At 67.3% G+C, this 18,473-nt stretch carries 18 protein-coding genes; 10 read left to right on the top strand and 8 right to left on the bottom strand.

Annotated features, from left to right (window positions below; genetic code table 11):
• Positions 1-20 precede the first annotated feature (20 nt).
• From ABSY19_RS22285 to ABSY19_RS22270, 4 genes are all read right to left on the bottom strand, one after another.
• Positions 21-950 (bottom strand): S1C family serine protease, encoded by a 930-nt coding sequence (locus tag ABSY19_RS22285; RefSeq protein WP_382155995.1) that lies wholly within the window; start codon positions 948-950, stop codon positions 21-23.
• 55 nt (positions 951-1,005) lie between these two features.
• Positions 1,006-3,870, bottom strand: a complete 2,865-nt coding sequence (acnA, locus tag ABSY19_RS22280; RefSeq protein ID WP_382155992.1) for an aconitate hydratase AcnA — start codon at positions 3,868-3,870, stop codon at positions 1,006-1,008.
• An 82-nt stretch (positions 3,871-3,952) separates the two neighbouring features.
• Positions 3,953-4,111 (bottom strand): DUF3309 family protein, encoded by a 159-nt coding sequence (locus tag ABSY19_RS22275; RefSeq protein ID WP_297403479.1) that lies wholly within the window; start codon positions 4,109-4,111, stop codon positions 3,953-3,955.
• Between the two features lie 115 nt (positions 4,112-4,226).
• Positions 4,227-4,640 carry a hypothetical protein gene (locus ABSY19_RS22270; RefSeq protein ID WP_382155989.1) on the bottom strand — a complete coding sequence of 138 codons (414 nt, stop codon included), beginning with the start codon at positions 4,638-4,640 and terminating at the stop codon, positions 4,227-4,229.
• A gap of 134 nt (positions 4,641-4,774) precedes the next feature.
• On the opposite strand from ABSY19_RS22270, the gene ABSY19_RS22265 reads away from it, so the two are divergent.
• Positions 4,775-5,581: a helix-turn-helix domain-containing protein gene (locus ABSY19_RS22265; protein WP_382155986.1), complete on the top strand. Its 807-nt coding sequence runs from the start codon at positions 4,775-4,777 to the stop codon at positions 5,579-5,581.
• A 12-nt stretch (positions 5,582-5,593) separates the two neighbouring features.
• Here the strand turns inward: ABSY19_RS22265 and ABSY19_RS22260 are convergent, their stop codons facing one another.
• On the bottom strand, positions 5,594-6,463 hold the full coding sequence (locus tag ABSY19_RS22260) for an MBL fold metallo-hydrolase (protein ID WP_382155982.1): 870 nt from the start codon (positions 6,461-6,463) through the stop codon (positions 5,594-5,596).
• Positions 6,464-6,542: 79 nt separating this feature from the next.
• On the opposite strand from ABSY19_RS22260, the gene ABSY19_RS22255 reads away from it, so the two are divergent.
• On the top strand, positions 6,543-6,851 hold the full coding sequence (locus ABSY19_RS22255; RefSeq protein ID WP_382155979.1) for an ArsR/SmtB family transcription factor: 309 nt from the start codon (positions 6,543-6,545) through the stop codon (positions 6,849-6,851).
• Between the two features lie 22 nt (positions 6,852-6,873).
• Positions 6,874-7,404 carry a rhodanese family protein gene (locus ABSY19_RS22250; RefSeq protein ID WP_382155976.1) on the top strand — a complete coding sequence of 177 codons (531 nt, stop codon included), beginning with the start codon at positions 6,874-6,876 and terminating at the stop codon, positions 7,402-7,404.
• 111 nt (positions 7,405-7,515) lie between these two features.
• Here the strand turns inward: ABSY19_RS22250 and acnB are convergent, their stop codons facing one another.
• The 3 genes from acnB to ABSY19_RS22235 form a co-directional block, all read right to left on the bottom strand.
• Positions 7,516-10,116 carry a bifunctional aconitate hydratase 2/2-methylisocitrate dehydratase gene (gene acnB / locus ABSY19_RS22245; protein ID WP_382155973.1) on the bottom strand — a complete coding sequence of 867 codons (2,601 nt, stop codon included), beginning with the start codon at positions 10,114-10,116 and terminating at the stop codon, positions 7,516-7,518.
• Between the two features lie 65 nt (positions 10,117-10,181).
• Positions 10,182-11,186: an HpcH/HpaI aldolase/citrate lyase family protein gene (locus tag ABSY19_RS22240; protein WP_382155970.1), complete on the bottom strand. Its 1,005-nt coding sequence runs from the start codon at positions 11,184-11,186 to the stop codon at positions 10,182-10,184.
• A gap of 18 nt (positions 11,187-11,204) precedes the next feature.
• Complete coding sequence (locus ABSY19_RS22235) at positions 11,205-12,191, bottom strand: malate dehydrogenase (protein WP_297403047.1); 987 nt, start codon at positions 12,189-12,191, stop codon at positions 11,205-11,207.
• A gap of 171 nt (positions 12,192-12,362) precedes the next feature.
• Between ABSY19_RS22235 and ABSY19_RS22230 the strand changes: the two genes are divergently transcribed.
• From ABSY19_RS22230 to ABSY19_RS22200, 7 genes are all read left to right on the top strand, one after another.
• A complete protein-coding gene (locus ABSY19_RS22230) occupies positions 12,363-13,160 on the top strand; it encodes a GntR family transcriptional regulator (RefSeq protein WP_382155967.1) in 798 nt (265 codons plus the stop codon).
• A 154-nt stretch (positions 13,161-13,314) separates the two neighbouring features.
• Positions 13,315-13,746 (top strand): succinate dehydrogenase, cytochrome b556 subunit, encoded by a 432-nt coding sequence (gene sdhC / locus ABSY19_RS22225; protein WP_382155964.1) that lies wholly within the window; start codon positions 13,315-13,317, stop codon positions 13,744-13,746.
• Between the two features lie 20 nt (positions 13,747-13,766).
• Positions 13,767-14,132, top strand: a complete 366-nt coding sequence (gene sdhD / locus ABSY19_RS22220; RefSeq protein ID WP_291119976.1) for a succinate dehydrogenase, hydrophobic membrane anchor protein — start codon at positions 13,767-13,769, stop codon at positions 14,130-14,132.
• Between the two features lie 4 nt (positions 14,133-14,136).
• Complete coding sequence (gene sdhA / locus ABSY19_RS22215) at positions 14,137-15,942, top strand: succinate dehydrogenase flavoprotein subunit (protein ID WP_382155961.1); 1,806 nt, start codon at positions 14,137-14,139, stop codon at positions 15,940-15,942.
• 40 nt (positions 15,943-15,982) lie between these two features.
• On the top strand, positions 15,983-16,687 hold the full coding sequence (locus ABSY19_RS22210) for a succinate dehydrogenase iron-sulfur subunit (RefSeq protein ID WP_291119971.1): 705 nt from the start codon (positions 15,983-15,985) through the stop codon (positions 16,685-16,687).
• Positions 16,688-16,706: 19 nt separating this feature from the next.
• Positions 16,707-17,018, top strand: coding sequence for a succinate dehydrogenase assembly factor 2 (locus ABSY19_RS22205; RefSeq protein ID WP_291119968.1), 312 nt, complete (start codon positions 16,707-16,709; stop codon positions 17,016-17,018).
• The gene (locus ABSY19_RS22200) at positions 17,015-18,325 is read left to right on the top strand and encodes a citrate synthase (protein ID WP_382155958.1); all 1,311 of its coding nucleotides are present in this window, start codon (positions 17,015-17,017) and stop codon (positions 18,323-18,325) included. The genes ABSY19_RS22205 and ABSY19_RS22200 overlap by 4 nt, the downstream gene beginning before the upstream one ends.
• Positions 18,326-18,473 lie beyond the last annotated feature (148 nt).

Genomic DNA, 18,473 nt, shown 5'->3' with positions numbered 1-18,473 from the left:
TCCTGTGAAGAAAGGAAGAACTAGAACGGGGGCAGACCGGCGGCGCTGGCGGCGCTCTCGATCGGCACTGCAAAACCGATGCCAAGGAAGGTGCGGTGGCTGGTCGGGTTGAGGATGCCGGTGACGATGCCGACGACCTCGCCATCCATGGTGACCAGCGGGCCGCCCGAGTTGCCGGGGTTGGCCGCGGCGTCGAACTGGATCAGGTTGCCGATCTCCTGCTCGCCCTCGGGCGACTTGAAGGCGCGGTCGAAACCGGAGATGACGCCCGACGAGGTGGAGGGGCCGATGCCGAAGGGAAAGCCCACCGCGACCACCTCGTCGCCGGGCACGAGGTCGCCGGTGGATCGCATGGTGGCGGCGATCAGGTCGTCCGGGATGGTGTGGGCCTGCAGCACGGCCAGGTCGTTCTGGGCCTGCACGCCGGTGATGCTGGCGCCGGACTCGGTGCCGTCGGCGAACACCAGCTTGATGGTCTGCGCGTGCTGCACCACGTGCAGGTTGGTCAGGATGATGCCCTTGTCCACGATCACCACGCCCGTGCCCACCCCCATTTCCTGCTCCTCGCCCTTCTTGTCCTTGCCGAAGGACATGACGCGCACCACGGCGGGGCGGATCTTCTCCGCCGCGCGCGCGGCCTTGGACGGGATGTTCTGGGTGGTGAGGGTGCGCAGCACGGCCGCGTCGATGTCCTTCTGCGTCAGCGCCTTGGGCCCGTTCGCGCTGCCCTGCCAGGCGCTGGCGGCCAGCAGGGCCGCGAGCAGGGCCAGGGCCGACCACATGACGCGCGGGCTGGCCGCCCAGCGGGCGGCGGCGGCCCGCCAGCGGCGCCGGCGCGGGATGGGTGCCGCCGGGGCGTCGGCCTGTGCCGCGGCCGGCCCGGCGCCTTGCGCGCCCGCCTTCGGCACCCCGGGGCGGGTGGACGGGCTGTACAAGGCAGGCTTTCGCATGGCGACTCCCGAAGGGCAGAACGAAAACACATCATGCCGCGTTGCGGCATCGGGCTCAAGCGCTCAACAATTGCCTGAGGACGTAGGGGAGGATTCCCCCGTCGCGGTAATAGTTCACCTCCACCGGCGTGTCGATGCGCAGAATGACGTTCACCTCGCGGCGCTCGCCGTTGGCGCGGGTGATGACCAGCCGGGCCTCGCTCTGCGGCAGCAGGTCGGGGTGCGGGACCACGTCGATGGTTTCGTCACCGGCCAGGCCCAGGCTTTCCCAGGAGTCGCCGGCCTTGAATTGCAATGGCAACACACCCATGCCGACCAGGTTGGAGCGGTGGATGCGCTCGAAGCTGCGCGCCACCACGGCCTTGATGCCCAGCAGCTGGGTGCCCTTGGCGGCCCAGTCGCGGCTGGAGCCGGTGCCGTACTCCTCGCCCGCGAACACCACGGTGGGCACGCCGGCGGCCTGGTAGCGCATGGCGGCGTCGAAGATGCTCATCTTCTGGCCCTGGCCCACGCCGTCGAGCTGGTAGATCGTCCAGCCGCCCTCCTCGCGCGATCCGCCGGGCAGGGGGGCCAGCATCAGGTTCTTGATGCGCACGTTGGCGAAGGTGCCGCGCATCATCACCTCGTGGTGGCCCCGGCGCGCGCCGTAGCTGTTGAAATCGGCCTTGAGCACGCCATGCGCCAGCAGCCACTGGCCAGCGGGCGAGTTCTCGGCGATGTTGCCGGCCGGCGAGATGTGGTCGGTGGTGATGGAGTCGCCGAACAGCGCCATGACGCGCGCGCCACGCACCGCCGGCGGCTCGGCGGACGCCGTGGCCGCGAGCTGGAAGGTTTCGAAGAACGGCGGCTCGGCGATGTAGGTGCTCTTGGGCCAGGTGTAGGCATTGCCCGAGACGCCCTTGATGTGCTCCCACAGCTTGCCGGGCTCGCTGGCCACGCGCGCGTAGTTCTCGCGGTAGGCCTTGCCGTTCATGGCGAACTTCATGAGCTGGTAGATCTCGTCGCTGCTGGGCCAGATGTCGCCCAGGAACACCGGCTTGCCGCCCTTGCCCTTGCCCACCGGCTCGGTCATGAGGTCTTTCATGACGTTGCCGGCGATGGCGTAGGCCACCACCAGCGGCGGGCTGGCGAGGAAGTTGGCCTTGAGGTTGGGGTGGATGCGGGCCTCGAAGTTGCGGTTGCCCGAGAGCACCGCGGCGCAGATGAGGTCGTTCTGCGTGATGACCGCGTTGAGCTCGGGCGCGAGGTCGCCCGCGTTGCCGATGCAGGTGGTGCAGCCATAGCCGGCGAGCGCGAAGCCGAGCTTTTCCAGGTAGGGCAGCAGGCCGGTCTGGGTGAGGTATTCGGTGACGATGCGCGAGCCGGGGGCCAGCGAGGTCTTGATGTGCGGCTGCACCTTGAGGCCGGCTTCCACCGCCTTCTTGGCCAGCAGGCCGGCGGCCAGCAGCACGCCGGGGTTGCTGGTGTTGGTGCAACTGGTGATGGCGGCGATCAGCACGTCGCCGTTGCCGATGGTGAGGTCGCCACGCGGTTCCTTGACCGGCGCGCTGGCGCGCACCGGCCGGTTGGCCACCATCTCCACCTCGAAGCGCGGCGCGCCTTCGGGCGTGGGCTTGGCCGAGGGCACGGCCACGGGCGCCATCTCGTTGTCGATCGCGTGGTAGCGCGTGTGCAGCAGCTCGGCCGGGCGGTTGAAGCCGTTCTGCTCGTTGGGCTTGCTGAACAGGTCGCAGAACTGGCGCGCCACCTGGCCGAGTTCGATGCGGTCCTGCGGGCGCTTGGGGCCGGCCAGACTCGGCGTGACCAGGCCGAGGTCCAGTTTGACGACCTTGGAGTAGTCGATCTCGCCGCTGGCCGGCACGCCGAACAGGCCCTGGGCCCGGAAGTAGGCCTCGAAGGCCTCGATCTCGGCCGCGCTGCGGCCGGTGCCGCGGAAGTAGGCCAGCGTCTTCTCGTCCACCGGGAAGAAGCCCATGGTGGCGCCGTACTCGGGCGCCATGTTGGCGATGGTGGCGCGGTCGGGCAGCGCGAGCGAGGCCGTGCCTTCGCCGAAGAACTCGACGAACTTGCCCACCACCTTGTGCTGGCGCAGGATCTCGGTGACGGTGAGCACCAGGTCGGTGGCGGTCACGCCTTCGCGCAGGCGGCCGGTGAGCTCGAAGCCCACCACGTCGGGCGTGAGGAAGTACACCGGCTGGCCCAGCATGGCGGCCTCGGCCTCGATGCCGCCCACGCCCCAGGCCACCACGCCGATGCCGTTGATCATGGTGGTGTGGCTGTCGGTGCCCACCAGGGTGTCGGGGTAGTACATGCCGCCCTTCATGTGCACGCCGCGCGCCAGGTACTCCAGGTTCACCTGGTGCACGATGCCGAAGCCCGGAGGCACCACGCCGAAGGTGTCGAAGGCCTGCATGCCCCACTTCATGAACTGGTAGCGCTCGTTGTTGCGCTGGAATTCCAGCTTCATGTTGAGGTCGAGCGCCTGCTTGGTGCCGTAGTGGTCGACCATCACCGAGTGGTCCACCACCAGGTCCACCGGCACCAGGGGCTCGATCTTCTTCGGGTCCTGGCCCAGGCGCTGGGCCACGCTGCGCATGGCGGCCAGGTCGGCCAGCAGGGGCACGCCGGTGAAGTCCTGCAGCACCACGCGCGCCACGGTGAAGGGGATTTCGTCGGTGCGCGCGGTGTTGGGCTGCCATTGCGCGAGCTGCGCCACGTGGTCGGGCGTCACGCGCTCGCCATCGCAATGGCGCAGCACGCTCTCCAGCACGATGCGCAGCGACACCGGCAGGCGCTTCACAGAGGGGTACTGTCTGGCCAGCGCCGGCAGGGAATAGAAGCGGCCGCTCTTGCCCGAGGCGGTCTTGAAGGTCTTGACGGTGGAGGCGAAGGGATGGGCGAAATGGCTGGTCGTGGGCATGTGGGGCTCCTGACGGAATCGGTGAAACACCGGTCCATTCTGTCAGGAGCCCGCTAATCCGTGCTGACGGCCATGAATTGCGTCACAAACGGCCGGTGAGCAGCAGCACGATCACGATGATGAGCACCACCCCGAGCACCCCGCTGGGCCCATACCCCCAGCCGCGGCTGTGAGGCCAGGTGGGAAAGACGCCGAGCAGGATCAGGATGAGGATGATCAGGAGGATGGTTCCAAGCGTCATGGTTGTTTTCCTTGTTCAAAAAGACCGATGGGCGCCCGCGACGGCCGGTCCGTCGCGGGCGCCCATCCAGCGTAGGCGCTCGGTGCGCGCACATCTGTGCGCTGGCGCACACGCCTCAGGCCAGGGCGGCCGGCCGCTGGCGACGCAGCGCCATCCATTGCAGCTCGGCCAGCACCAGCACCGCCACCGCCTGCACCACCAGGTAGGCCTGGCCCAGCGGCGTGGGCGAGACCTGGCCGCCGAACAGCAGCGCGAGGCAGGCCGCCATCCAGGCGAAGTTGCCGAGCACCAGCACGCCCAGCAGTGCGCGCGACGGCGTGGCCTGCAAGGCCAGCGTGCCGGCCAGGGCGACGTAGAGCAGCAGCAGGATGCCCGAGGCGCTGAGCAGCGCGCCGGGCAGGCCCAGCAGGGTGGACAGCGAGCCGGTCAGGACCAGGTGCAGCACGGCGGTGCCGGAGCCGGACAGGGCATCGGCCCAGAGCACGCGGCGCAGGCCGACCGGGGAAGTGAGGGAAGCGATGAGGGACATGGTGCACTCCTTGATGAGGTGAGGACGGATGGAATTCAGGGCATCCGGGGTGCATGGTCGGCCGGCGGGTGCTCGACGTCCATGACGTGGCAGGTCATGGCCGGGCGGCGCCCGGGTGCCCTACCATGCCGCCCATGAACGCCCTGACCACTCCCTCCCCGTTCGGCGAACGCCTGCGCCACTGGCGCCAGCGGCGCCGCCTGAGCCAGCTCGACCTGGCGCACGTGGCCGATGTGTCCACCCGGCACCTGAGCTACGTGGAGACCGGCCGCGCCAGCCCCAGCCGAGACATGGTGCTGCGCCTGGTCGACCGCCTCGAGGTGCCGCTGCGCGAACGCAACGCGCTGCTGGAAGCCGCCGGGTACGCCCCGATGTACCGCGAGCGCCCGCTGGACGCGCCCGACATGGCCTCGGCGCGCGCGGCGGTCAAGCGCATCCTGGACTGCCACGAACCCTGGCCCGCGCTGGCGATGGACCGGCACTGGAACCTGGTGATGGCCAACCGCCTGGTGCCGCTGCTGATGGTGGGGGCCTCGCCCCGGCTGCTGGAGGGCCCCGTCAACGTGCTGCGCCTGAGCCTGCACCCCGAGGGGCTGGCGCCGCGCATCGCCAACCTGCGGCAATGGCGCGAGCACCTGTTCGAGCGCCTGCGCCAGCAGATCCACGCCACCGGCGACGAAGCGCTGGCCGCGCTGCTGGCCGAGCTCAAGGGCTACCCGGCATCGTTCGGCAACGACGCCGGCACGCTGCCGGGCGAGCACCATGGCGTGCTGATGCCCTTCCAGTTCAACACCGGCCATGGCGTGCTGAACCTCGTGAGCACGACCACGGTGTTCGGCTCCCCGGTGGACATCACGCTGCAGGAGCTGGCGCTGGAGACCTTCTTCCCCGGCGACGAGGCCTCGGCGGCGCTGCTGCGTTCGCTCGCCGCTCGGGCCTGACGCCGCACGACCTCAGTTGGACAGGCGGATGGGGACCTTCAGGTAGCGCACGCCATTGGATTCGGCCTCGGGCAGCCGGCCCGCCCGGATGTTGACCTGGATCGAGGGCAGCAGCAGCGTGGGGGCGGCCAGCGTCGCGTCGCGGTGCTGGCGCAGGGCCACGAACTCGTCGACGCTCACACCTTCATGCACATGCACGTTGCGCGCGCGTTCGTCGGCCACGGTGGTCTCCCAGGCAAAGTGATCGCGCCCGGGCGCCTTGTAGTCGTGGCACATGAAGAGCCGCGTCTGCGGCGGCAGGGCCAGCAGCCGCTGGATCGATTGGTAGAGCGTGCGGGCGCTGCCGCCGGGGAAGTCCGCGCGCGCGGTGCCGTAGTCGGGCATGAACAGCGTGTCGCCCACGAACACCGCATCGCCAATGCGGTAGGACACGCAGGCGGGCGTGTGGCCTGGCGTGTGCATGACGCCCACGGTCAGGTCACCGATGGCCAGCGTCTCGCCATCGCGCAGCAAGCGATCGAACTCGCTGCCGTCGCCCGAGACATCGTCGAGGTTGAACACCGGGCGAAAGAGGATTTGAACCTCGCGAATGTGCTCACCGATGGCGACCTGCGCGCCGGTGCGCTCTTTCAGGTACGGCGCCGCGCTCAGGTGATCCGCATGGGCATGCGTTTCCAGCACCCAGACGATCTCCAGCGCCTGCTCGTGCGCCGCCGCCAGCACCCGGTCGGCCGACGCGGTCGAGGCCTTGCCACTGCGGTGGTCGTAGTCGAGCACCGGGTCGATCACCGCCGCCTGCCGGGTAGCAGGGTCGGCCACCAGGTAGGTCACGGTGTGGGTCGCTTCGTCGAAGAAGGCCTGAATCTGCGCGGAGGAAGGCATGGCTTGTCTCACATCGATGGGTGGGGCTGAACTATTTATTAGTTTATGCTAAATTAGAGACATCTAAAATACAAACGCCATGGCCACCCGCAAAGACACGCAATTTCTCCAGACCGGTGCCGCCCAGGCCGCCGCCCTGCTTCGGGCCGTTGGCAACGAACACCGGCTGCTGGTGCTCTGCCTGCTGATCGAGCATGGGGAGATGACGGTGGGCACGCTGCTCGAGCAGGTGCCCCTGAGCCAGTCCGCCTTGTCCCAGCACCTCGCCAAGATGCGCGACGAGGGGCTGGTGGCCTATCGGCGCGAGTCGCAGACCCTGCACTACCGCATCGAAAACCCCGACGTGGCCCGGCTCATCGCCACGCTCAAGTCCATCTTCTGTCCCTGACCTTGCTTTGGAAAACCCCACCATGTCCTTGAAGCCCCTCTCTCCTCAAGCCGCGCAGGCACTCGTGAAACAGGGCGCGATCCTGATCGACATCCGGGCCGCCGACGAGCATGCCCGCGAGCGCATCGCGCTGGCGCGCCATGCGCCCATGGAGCAACTGAAGAACAACGGCCTGCCGCTGGAGGACGGCGCGTCGGCCGTCATCTTCCATTGCCGCTCGGGCAACCGCACGCAGGTCAACGCGTCCGCGCTGGGCGCCTGCACGGCGTGCGAGGCCTATGTGCTCGAAGGCGGGCTGGATGCCTGGAAGAAGGCGGGGCTCCCGGTGATCACCGATGTCTCCCAGCCGCTGGAGCTGCAGCGGCAGGTGCAGATCGTGGCGGGCTCGCTGATCGTGCTGGGCGCGGTGCTGGGCGCCACCGTCTCGCCCTGGTTCCATGCGCTCTCGGGCTTCGTCGGGGCAGGCCTGGTGTTCGCGGGCGCCTCGGGCTTCTGCGGCCTGGCCCGCGTGCTGATGCGCATGCCCTGGAACCGGCGCGCACTGGCAGGATAAAAAAAAGCCGCTGCAACCGCAGCGGCTTTTTTGAATCCAGGGGTTCGGCTGCGTCGGCCCTCCAGCGCCACCCCTGAGGGGTGACGCCGAAGGCGGCGCGGGCGGCGCCCTTTACGCGGTGACGCCCTTCGCGGCTTCGGCGTACTCCTCGATCTGGTCGAAGTTCATGTACTGGTAGATCGCGGCGCCGTCCTTGTTCACCACGCCCATGGCTTCGTGGTACTCGGCCACGGTGGGGATGTGGCCCAGCTTGGAGGCGATGGCGGCGAGTTCGGCGGAGGCCAGGTACACGTTGGTGTTCTTGCCCAGGCGGTTCGGGAAGTTGCGGGTGGAGGTGGACACCACGGTGGCGCCTTCGCGCACTTGCGCCTGGTTGCCCATGCACAGCGAGCAGCCGGGCATTTCGGTGCGGGCACCGGCGGTGCCGAACGCCGAGTAGTGGCCTTCCTTGATCAGCTCGCTCTCGTCCATCTTGGTCGGCGGCGCGACCCACAGCTTGACGGGAATGTCGCGCTGGCCGCCCAGCAGCTTGGCCGCGGCGCGGAAGTGGCCGATGTTGGTCATGCACGAACCGATGAAGGCTTCATCGATCTTGGTGCCGGCCACGTCGGACAGGGTCTTGGCGTCATCGGGGTCGTTCGGGCAGCAGAGGATGGGTTCCTTGATGTCGGCCAGGTCGATCTCGATCACGGCGGCGTACTCGGCGTCCTTGTCGGCTTCGAGCAGGCTGGGGTTGGCCAGCCAGGCTTCCACCTTCTCGATGCGGCGCTTCAGGCTGCGGGCATCGGCGTAGCCCTGGGCGATCATGTTCTTCATCAGCACCACGTTGCTGGTGAGATATTCCTTCACCGGCTCGGGGTTGAGCTTGATGGTGCAACCGGCGGCCGAGCGCTCGGCCGAAGCGTCGCTCAGCTCGAAGGCCTGTTCGACCTTGAGGTCCGGCAGGCCTTCGATTTCCAGGATGCGGCCCGAGAAGATGTTGATCTTGCCGGCCTTGGCCACGGTCAGCAGACCGGCCTTGATCGCGTACAGCGGGATCGCGTGCACCAGGTCGCGCAGGGTCACGCCGGGCTGCATCTGGCCCTTGAAGCGCACCAGCACGGATTCGGGCATGTCCAGCGGCATCACGCCGGTGGCGGCGCCGAAGGCCACCAGGCCGGAGCCGGCGGGGAAGCTGATGCCGATCGGGAAACGGGTGTGCGAGTCACCGCCGGTGCCCACGGTGTCGGGCAGCAGCAGGCGGTTGAGCCAGCTGTGGATCACGCCGTCGCCCGGGCGCAGGGCCACGCCGCCGCGGTTGCTGATGAAGGCGGGCAGCTCGCGGTGGGTCTTCACGTCCACCGGCTTGGGGTAGGCGGCGGTGTGGCAGAAGGACTGCATCACCATGTCGGCGCTGAAGCCCAGGCAGGCCAGGTCTTTCAGTTCGTCGCGCGTCATCGGGCCGGTGGTGTCCTGCGAGCCGACGGTGGTCATCTTGGGTTCGCAGTAGGTGCCGGGGCGAACGCCGAAGCCTTCGGGCAGGCCAACCGCGCGGCCCACCATCTTCTGCGCCAGGGTGAAGCCGGCTTTGGTTTCGGCGGGTGCCTGCGGCAGGCGGAACACCGTGCTGGCGGGCAGGCCCAGGAACTCACGCGCCTTGGCGGTGAGCGAGCGGCCGATGATCAGGTTGATGCGGCCGCCGGCGCGCACTTCGTCGAACAGCACGTCGCTGCGCAGCTGGAATTCGACCAGCGTGGCGCCACCCTTGGTGATCTTGCCGTCGTAGGGGTGGATGTCGATCACGTCGCCCATTTCGAGCTTGCTCACGTCCACTTCGATCGGCAGCGCGCCCGAGTCTTCCTGGGTGTTGAAGAAGATGGGGGCGATCTTGCCGCCCAGCGTGACGCCACCGAAGCGCTTGTTGGGCACGAAGGGGATGTCCTGGCCGGTGGCCCAGATCACGCTGTTGGTGGCCGACTTGCGGCTGGAGCCGGTGCCCACCACATCGCCCACGTAGGCCACGAGGTGGCCCTTCTTCTTCAGGTCGTCGATGAACTGCATCGGGCCGCGCTTGCCGTCTTCCTCGGGCTTGAAGGCCGCGCCTTCGCGCGTGTTCTTCAGCATGGCGAGGTAATGCAGCGGGATGTCCGGGCGGCTCCAGGCGTCGGGCGCGGGCGAGAGGTCGTCGGTGTTGGTTTCGCCGGGCACCTTGAACACGGTCACGGTGATGGTCTTTTCGACTTCAGGGCGGCTGGTGAACCACTCGGCATCGGCCCAGCTCTGCATCACCTGGCGGGCCTTGGCGTTGCCGGCCTTGGCCTTCTCGGCCACGTCGTTGAAGAAGTCGAACATCAGCAGGGTCTTCTTCAGGCCCTCGGCCGCCACGCTGGCCACTTCCTCGTCGTCCAGCAGCTCGATCAGCGGGTGCACGTTGTAGCCGCCCACCATGGTGCCCAGCAGCTCGGTGGCCTTGGACTTGGAGATCAGACCCACCTTCACGTCGCCGTGCGCCACGGCGGCCAGGAAGCTGGCCTTGACCTTGGCCGCGTCGTCCACGCCGGGCGGCACGCGGTGCGTGAGCAGGTCCAGCAGGAAAGCGTCCTCACCGGCCGGCGGCGCCTTGATCAGCTCGATCAGGTCGGCGACCTGCTTGGCGTCCAGCGGCAGCGGAGGAATGCCCAGCGCGGCGCGTTCGGCGGCGTGGGCGCGGTAGTCGGTGAGGAAGGTGGACATGGGGTTCTCCAGTGGGGAAGTGAAATTCGTGGGGCAGAAAACAGGTGGGGACGGGGCAAGCAAGCTCAATGCCGCAGGGCAGCGGGTTCGGCGAAGTGGGCTTGCACCGTGTCGGGCAATGGCAGGCCGGTCTGGTGCGCGCGCTCCAGCACCTGCCAGAAGTAGCGGTAGCTCGCCCGGTCGTGCAGGCGGCCTTCGAACTGCACCGGCGCCCAGTCGGCGGCCAGGGCGCGCTCGATGAGGGCGGCGGCGGTGTGAACCTCGCTCGCCTGGGGCGCGAACGCGGCCAGGATGGGGCGGATCTGGTCGGGATGGATGCTCCACATGCGCGTGTAACCGAGCTCCCGGGCGGCCTTGCGGGCCGCCTGCTGCAGGGCATCCAGGTGCTTGAACTCGGTCACCACGCAATGCGAGGGCACCTTGCCGTGTGCGTGGCAGGCCGAGGCGATCTCCAGCTTGGCGCGCAGCACCAGCGGGTGCGAGAACTGGCCGGCGGCGCTCATCCCGTCGGCCGGGATGGCGCCGCCGTGCGCCGAGACGAAGTCCATCAGCCCGAAACTGATGCTCTGCACGCGGGGATGCGCCGCGATGTCGAAGGCACGGTGCACCGCCGCGGGGGATTCGACCAGCACGTGCAGGGGCAAGGCCCGGGCGCCGGCGGCGTCGAGTGCGTCCGCCGCGCGCTGCACGTCGGCCACCGATTCCACCTTGGGCACCATGAGGTGGGCCAGGCGATGGCCCGCGCGCGCCGCGATGGTGGCCACATCGGCGTCGAACGCCGCATGGTCCACCGGGTGAACGCGCACCGCCACGCGCGCCTCGGGCGCCGCGGCCAGGGCCAGTTCGGTCACCAGCGCGGCGTGCTCGGCCTCGCCGCCCACGGGCGCGCCGTCCTCGCAGTCCAGCGTGACGTCGAAGACGCAGGTGCCGAACTCCTCGGCCATCTCGGCCTGCAGCGCCAGGCTCTTGCGCATCCGGGCTTCCACCCCGCTGTAGTGGTCGCAGACCGGCAGCGCGAACGCGCCGGCCTGGGCACCGAGCAGGATGTGGCGGGGATGAACGGGAGCCAAGGCGCGGTTACCAGCCGATTACAGGAGGTGCTTGACGCCGTCCTGCTCACCCTTGAGCTCATCCAGCGTCTTGTTGATGCGCTCTTGCGAGAAGGCGTCGATTTCCAGGCCTTCGATGATCTTGTACTTGCCGCCTTCGGTGGTAACCGGGAAGCCGAAGATCACGTCCTTGGGGATGCCGTATTCGCCGTTGGAGGGCACGCCCATGGTGACCCACTTGCCGTTGGAGCCCAGGGCCCAGTCGCGCATGTGGTCGATGGCGGCGTTGGCGGCCGAGGCGGCCGACGACAGGCCACGCGCCTCGATGATGGCGGCGCCGCGCTTGCCCACGGTGGGCAGGAAGGTGTCGGCGTTCCAGACCTGGTCGTTGATCGCGTCCTTCACGCTCTTGCCGCCGATGGTGGCGAAGCGGTAGTCGGCGTACATGGTGGGCGAGTGGTTGCCCCAGACGGTGAGCTTCTCGATCTCGCCGACCTTGCCACCGGTCTTGGCGGCGATCTGGCTGGCGGCGCGGTTGTGGTCCAGGCGCAGCATGGCGGTGAAGTTCTCGCGCGGCAGGCTGGGCGCGCTCTTCATGGCAATGTAGGCGTTGGTGTTGGCGGGGTTGCCGACCACCAGCACCTTGACGTCGCGGCTGGCGACCTTGTCCAGCGCCTTGCCCTGGGCGGTGAAGATCTGGGCGTTGGCGGCCAGCAGGTCGGCGCGCTCCATGCCGGGGCCGCGCGGACGGGCACCCACCAGCAGGGCGTAGTCGGTGTCCTTGAAGGCGGTCATGGGATCGCTGTGGGCTTCCATGCCGGCCAGCAGCGGGAACGCGCAGTCTTCCAGCTCCATCATCACGCCCTTGAGCGCCTTCTGAGCCTTCTCGTCCGGGATTTCCAGCAGCTGCAGGATCACGGGCTGGTCCTTGCCCAGCATCTCGCCGGAGGCGATGCGAAACAGCAGGGCGTAACCGATCTGGCCAGCGGCGCCGGTGACGGCAACGCGAACGGGCTTCTTGTTCATGGTGAAAACTCCGGAAAAGGACGTTGGGGAAGAGAGAAATGACGAGGCGGACGAACCCCCTGGACAGCCCGTGAGTGTACCCTCGCAAACCCTGATACGTCAATTTGTCTTATGTCTTATATAAGATATGATTGAAGCCATGAGCGCCCTCCCGATGGCGCCCGCAAACGCATGGCCACCTCACCCCAGAATCCCACCGACGCGGCACCTGCAGAGGCCGGCGCCCCCGTGTTCGAGAACACCGCGCCGGCCTTCAGCCCGCTGTACCAGCAGATCAAGACCCTGATCCTGCGCAGCCTGCAGGCGGGCGAGTGGAAGCCGGGCGACATGATCCCGAGCGAATTCGACCTGGCCGCGCGCTTTCGCGTGAGCCAGGGCACCGTGCGCAAGGCGATCGACGAACTCGCCACCGACAACCTGCTGGTGCGCCGCCAGGGCAAGGGCACCTTCGTGGCCACCCACGCCGAGCAACACATCCAGTACCGCTTCCTGCGCCTGCTGCCCGACACCGGCACGCTGGAAGACCAGGGGCCGGCCGAGCGCCGCATCGTCGAATGCCGCCGCCTGCGCGCGCCGGCCGAGGTGGCGCGCCAGCTGGCCCTGCGCACGGGCGACGCCGTGCTGCAGGTCAAGCGCGTGCTGGCGTTCGCCGGCATCCCCGCCATCGTGGAAGAACTCTGGCTGCCGGGCGGCCCCTTCAAAGGCCTGACGATCGAGGCGTTGTCGGAAGACAAGGGCCCGATGTACGCCCTGTTCGAAACACAGTTCGGCGTGCGCATGGTGCGCGCGGTGGAAAAGATCAAGGCGGTCAGCGCCGACGAAGACACCGCCACCCTGCTGGGCGTCGCGCCCGGGCACCCGCTGCTGAGCGTGGAACGCCTGGCCTACACCTACAACGACGAACCCATGGAGTTGCGCCGCGGCTACTACCGCACCGACGCACGCCATTACCGCAACGAGCTGAGCTGATGGCACACCCAGCCGGAGCCCCGGATATCGGGGAGCGTCCGAGTGCCGGACTGCGGTTTGGTGCATTGCAATAGAATTTGACGCGCCTTGGCAATAGTTACCAACGAGTTACCAAGCCGCGACGACCCCTCCCTCCCCGGAAGAAAGCCCCACCATGACCGAGTTGACCAAGAAGCGGCCCGAGTTCCGCAACATCAACGCCTTCAAGGATCTCACCACCTACCGCCTGCCTCCGGCCGGCTGGGTGTCGATCCTGCACCGCGCCAGCGGCGGCCTGATGTTCATCCTGCTCCCCCTGATCGTCTGGCTGTTCGACACCTCCGTGTCGTCCGAGCTGTCCTTCGAACGTTTCAGCTCGGCGTTTTCCGCCGGCATCGGCTTCGTGCCGGGCTGGTTCTTCAAGCTCGTGGTGCTGTCCATCATCTGGGCCTACCTGCACCACCTGATCGCCGGCGTCCGCCACCTGTACATGGACGCCTGCCATGCGGTGAGCAAGGAATTCGGCCGCTCTTCCGCCGTCGTCACGCTGGTGCTGAGCATCGGCCTCACGCTGGTGCTGGGCGCCAAGCTGTTCGGCCTGTACTGATAGCGACGAGGAAACTGAACATGTCCGTCAACTACGGTTCCAAGCGCGTCGTCACCGGCGCCCACTACGGCCTGCGCGACTGGCTCGCCCAGCGCATCACCGCCGCCCTCATGGCGATCTTCACGCTGATCGTGCTGCTGCAGGTGCTGTTCATCAGCGGCCCCATCGGCTACGAGAGCTGGGCCGGCATCTTCGCCCAACAGTGGATGAAGGCGCTGACCTTCGCCGTCTTCCTGGCCCTGGCCTACCACGTGTGGGTCGGCATGCGCGACATCTGGATGGACTACGTCAAGCCCGCCGGCATCCGCCTCGTGCTGCACGTCTTCACCATCGTCTGGCTCCTGTCCTGCCTGGGCTGGGCCGTTCAAGTTCTCTGGAGGCTCTGAAGCCATGACCGCATCCGCATCCCTTCCCAAGCGTCAGTTCGACGTGGTCATCGTCGGCGCCGGCGGCTCCGGCATGCGCGCCTCGCTGCAGCTCGCGCGCGCCGGCCTCAAGGTGGCCGTGCTCTCCAAGGTGTTCCCCACCCGCTCGCACACCGTGGCGGCCCAGGGCGGCATCGGCGCCTCGCTCGGCAACATGAACGAGGACAACTGGCACTACCACTTCTACGACACCATCAAGGGCTCCGACTGGCTGGGCGACCAGGACGCCATCGAGTTCATGTGCCGTGAAGCCCCCAAGGTCGTCTACGAGCTCGAACACTTCGGCATGCCGTTCGACCGCAACCCCGACGGCACGATCTACCAGCGCCCGTTCGGCGGCCACACCGCCAACTACGGTGAGAAGCCGGTGCAGCGCGCCTGCGCCGCGGCCGACCGCACCGGCCACGCCATGCTGCACACCCTGTACCAGCAGAACGTGCAGGCCCGCACCACCTTCTTCGTCGAATGGATGGCGCTGGACCTGATCCGCGACGCCAGCGGCGACGTCGTCGGCGTGACCGCGCTGGAAATGGAAACTGGCGAGACCTACATCCTCGAAGCCAAGACCACGCTGCTGGCCACCGGCGGCGCCGGCCGCATCTTCGCGGCCTCCACCAACGCCTTCATCAACACCGGTGACGGCCTGGGCATGGCGGCGCGCGCCGGCATCCCGCTGCAGGACATGGAGTTCTGGCAGTTCCACCCCACCGGCGTGGCCGGCGCGGGCGTGCTGCTGACCGAAGGCTGCCGCGGCGAAGGCGCCATCCTGCGCAACGTCAACGGCGATCGTTTCATGGAGCGTTACGCGCCCACGCTGAAGGACCTGGCACCGCGCGACTTCGTCTCGCGCTGCATGGACCAGGAAATCAAGGAAGGACGCGGCTGCGGTCCGAACAAGGACTACATCCACCTCGACATGACGCACATCGGCGTCAACGACATCATGAAGCGCCTGCCCTCGGTCTACGAGATCGGGCACAACTTCGCCAACGTCGACATCACCAAGGACCCCATCCCCGTGGTGCCCACCATCCACTACCAGATGGGCGGCATCCCGACCAACATCCACGGTCAGGTGGTGACTCCGGACGGCCAGGGCAACCAGAAGGTGGTCAACGGCCTCTACGCCGTGGGCGAATGCTCCTGCGTGAGCGTGCACGGCGCCAACCGCCTGGGCACCAACTCGCTGCTCGACCTGCTCGTGTTCGGCAAGGCGGCTGGTGACCACATCGTCCAGTACAACAACAAGAACAAGATCCACAAGCCCCTGCCTGCCGACGCGGCGGACAAGACGCTGGCCCGCCTGGCCCGCCTGGACAACGCCACCGATGGCGAGTATTCGCAGGACGTGGCCAACGACCTGCGCACCGCCATGCAGCAGCACGCCGGCGTGTTCCGCACCCAGGCCAGCATGGACGACGGCGTGGTCAAGATCAACGCGATGCGCGCTCGCGTCGCCGCCATCACGCTCAAGGACAAGTCCAAGGTGTTCAACACCGCGCGCATCGAAGCGCTGGAAGTGGAGAACCTGATCGAATGCGCCCAGGCCACCATGACCTCGGCCGCCGCGCGCCGCGAGTGCCGCGGTGCCCATACGGTGAACGACTACGAGCGCCCGGCCGACGACGCGCAGTTCCCCCTGGGCCGCAACGACGCGGAGTGGATGAAGCACACGCTGTGGCACAGCGCCGACAACAGCCTGACTTACAAGCCTGTCAACCTCAAGCCCCTGACCGTGGAGTCGGTGCCCCCGAAGGTCCGCACCTTCTGAGCCCCTTCACCCAGCACCCACGACGCACGGAGAACAAACCATGGCAAAACGCACCTTCAAGATCTACCGCTACGACCCGGACAAGGACGCCAAGCCCTACATGCAGAGCATCGAAGTCGAACTCGATGGCCATGAGCGCATGCTGCTCGACGCCCTGATGAAGCTCAAGGCGGTGGATCCCTCCATCTCGTTCCGCCGCTCGTGCCGTGAAGGCGTGTGCGGCTCGGACGCCATGAACATCAACGGCAAGAACGGTCTGGCCTGCCTGACCAACATGAACACGCTCAAGGGCGACATCGTGCTCAAGCCGCTGCCCGGCCTGCCGGTGGTGCGCGACCTGATCGTGGACATGACGCTGTTCTTCAAGCAGTACAACAGCATCAAGCCCTACCTGATCAACGAAACCGTGGCGCCCGAGAAGGAACGCCTGCAGAGCCCCGAAGAACGCGAAGAGCTCAACGGCCTGTACGAGTGCATCCTGTGCGCCAGCTGCTCCACCAGCTGCCCGAGCTTCTGGTGGAACCCGGACAAGTTCGTCGGCCCCGCAGGCCTGCTGCAGGCCTACCGCTTCATCGCCGACAGCCGCGACCAAGCCACCAGTGAGCGCCTGGACAACCTGGAAGACCCGTACCGCCTGTTCCGCTGCCACACCATCATGAACTGCGTGGACGTCTGCCCCAAGGGCCTGAACCCCACGAAGGCCATCGGCAAGATCAAGGAAATGATGGTGCTGCGCTCGGTCTGAGCGCCCACCCCCGAACCCCATGACCGACACCCCCCTGCAGGATGCCTTGCTGGACGAGCGCGCGCTGAGCAAGCTGCGCTGGCGGTGTCGTCGTGGCCTGCTCGAGAACGATCTGTTCATCGAGCGATTCTTCGCCAGGCACGAATCTGGCTTAACCGTGCGCCAAGCCGATGCACTCGGGCTCTTGATGGACTTGTCCGACAACGACCTGCTGGATCTGCTGCTCGGTCGAAAGCCCCTCCAAGGCGATCTCGAACGCGCGGACGTGACGCAAGTGCTTGCACTGCTGCGCGGCCTGCGACCTCTCTCATCATCCGAGGAACCTGCATGAAACTCGTAGACAACAAAGCCACCCTGTCGTTCTCCAACGGCAGCCCCAGCGTCGACCTGCCGGTCTACGCCGGCAACATCGGTCCGGACGTGATCGACATCCGAAAGCTCTACGCGCAGACCGGCATGTTCACCTACGACCCGGGCTTCCTGTCCACGGCCTCGTGCCAGTCGGCCATCACCTACATCGATGGCGACAAGGGCGAGCTGCTGTACCGCGGCTACCCCATCGAACAGCTGGCCACGCAGTGCGACTACCTCGACACCTGCTACCTGCTGCTCAACGGCGAGCTGCCGAACGAATCGCAGCGGGGCGACTTCCACAAGCTCGTGACCAACCACACCATGGTCAACGAGCAGATGCAGTTCTTCCTGCGCGGCTTCCGCCGTGACGCCCACCCCATGGCCGTGCTCACCGGCCTGGTCGGCGGCCTGTCGGCCTTCTATCACGACAGCACGGACATCAACAACCCGAAGCACCGTGAGATCGCCGCGATCCGCCTGATCGCCAAGATGCCCACGCTGGTGGCCATGGCCTACAAGTACGGCATCGGCCAGCCCTACATGTACCCGAAGAACGACCTGAGCTACTCGGGCAACTTCCTGCGCATGATGTTCGGCACGCCCTGCGAGGAGTACCAGGTCAACCCGGTGCTCGAGCGCGCGCTGGACCGCATCTTCATCCTGCACGCCGACCACGAGCAGAACGCCTCCACCTCCACCGTGCGCCTGTGCGGCTCGTCGGGCACCAACCCGTTCGCCGCCATCGCGGCCGGCGTGGCCTGCCTGTGGGGCCCGGCCCACGGCGGCGCCAACGAGGCCTGCCTGAACATGCTGGAAGACATCCAGCGCAACGGCGGCGTCTCCAAGGTCGGCGAGTTCATGGAGAAGGTCAAGGACAAGAACTCCGGCGTCAAGCTCATGGGCTTCGGTCACCGCGTGTACAAGAACTACGACCCGCGCGCCAAGCTGATGCAGGAAACCTGCAACGAAGTGCTGCAGGAACTGGGCCTGGAAAACGACCCCCTGTTCAAGCTGGCCAAGGAACTCGAGAAGATCGCGCTGGAAGACGAGTACTTCGTCTCGCGCAAGCTCTACCCGAACGTGGACTTCTACTCCGGCATCGTGCAGCGCGCCATCGGCATCCCGGTCAACCTGTTCACCGGCATCTTCGCGCTGGCGCGCACCGTCGGCTGGATCGCCCAGCTCAACGAGATGATCAGCGACCCCGAGTACAAGATCGGCCGTCCGCGCCAGCTGTTCACCGGCTCGGTGCGCCGCGACGTCAAGCCGCTGGCCAGCCGCTGATCGGCGTCCGCCTCCCTGAAAGCCCGCCGCCCGGCGGGCTTTTTTTTCGCCTCCGGCCTGCGCAGAGCAGCAAGCCAGCCATCGTCCTTGACGATGCCATGGACTCCTTATCTGAGAGAAAATCATTTTTCGACCTCTCCAAACGAGA

Source organism: Hydrogenophaga sp. ANAO-22, assembly GCF_042466645.1.
Lineage (GTDB): Bacteria > Pseudomonadota > Gammaproteobacteria > Burkholderiales > Burkholderiaceae_C > Hydrogenophaga.
Note: the sequence above shows the minus strand (reverse complement) of the source record. Positions and strands in the feature narration are given on the sequence as shown.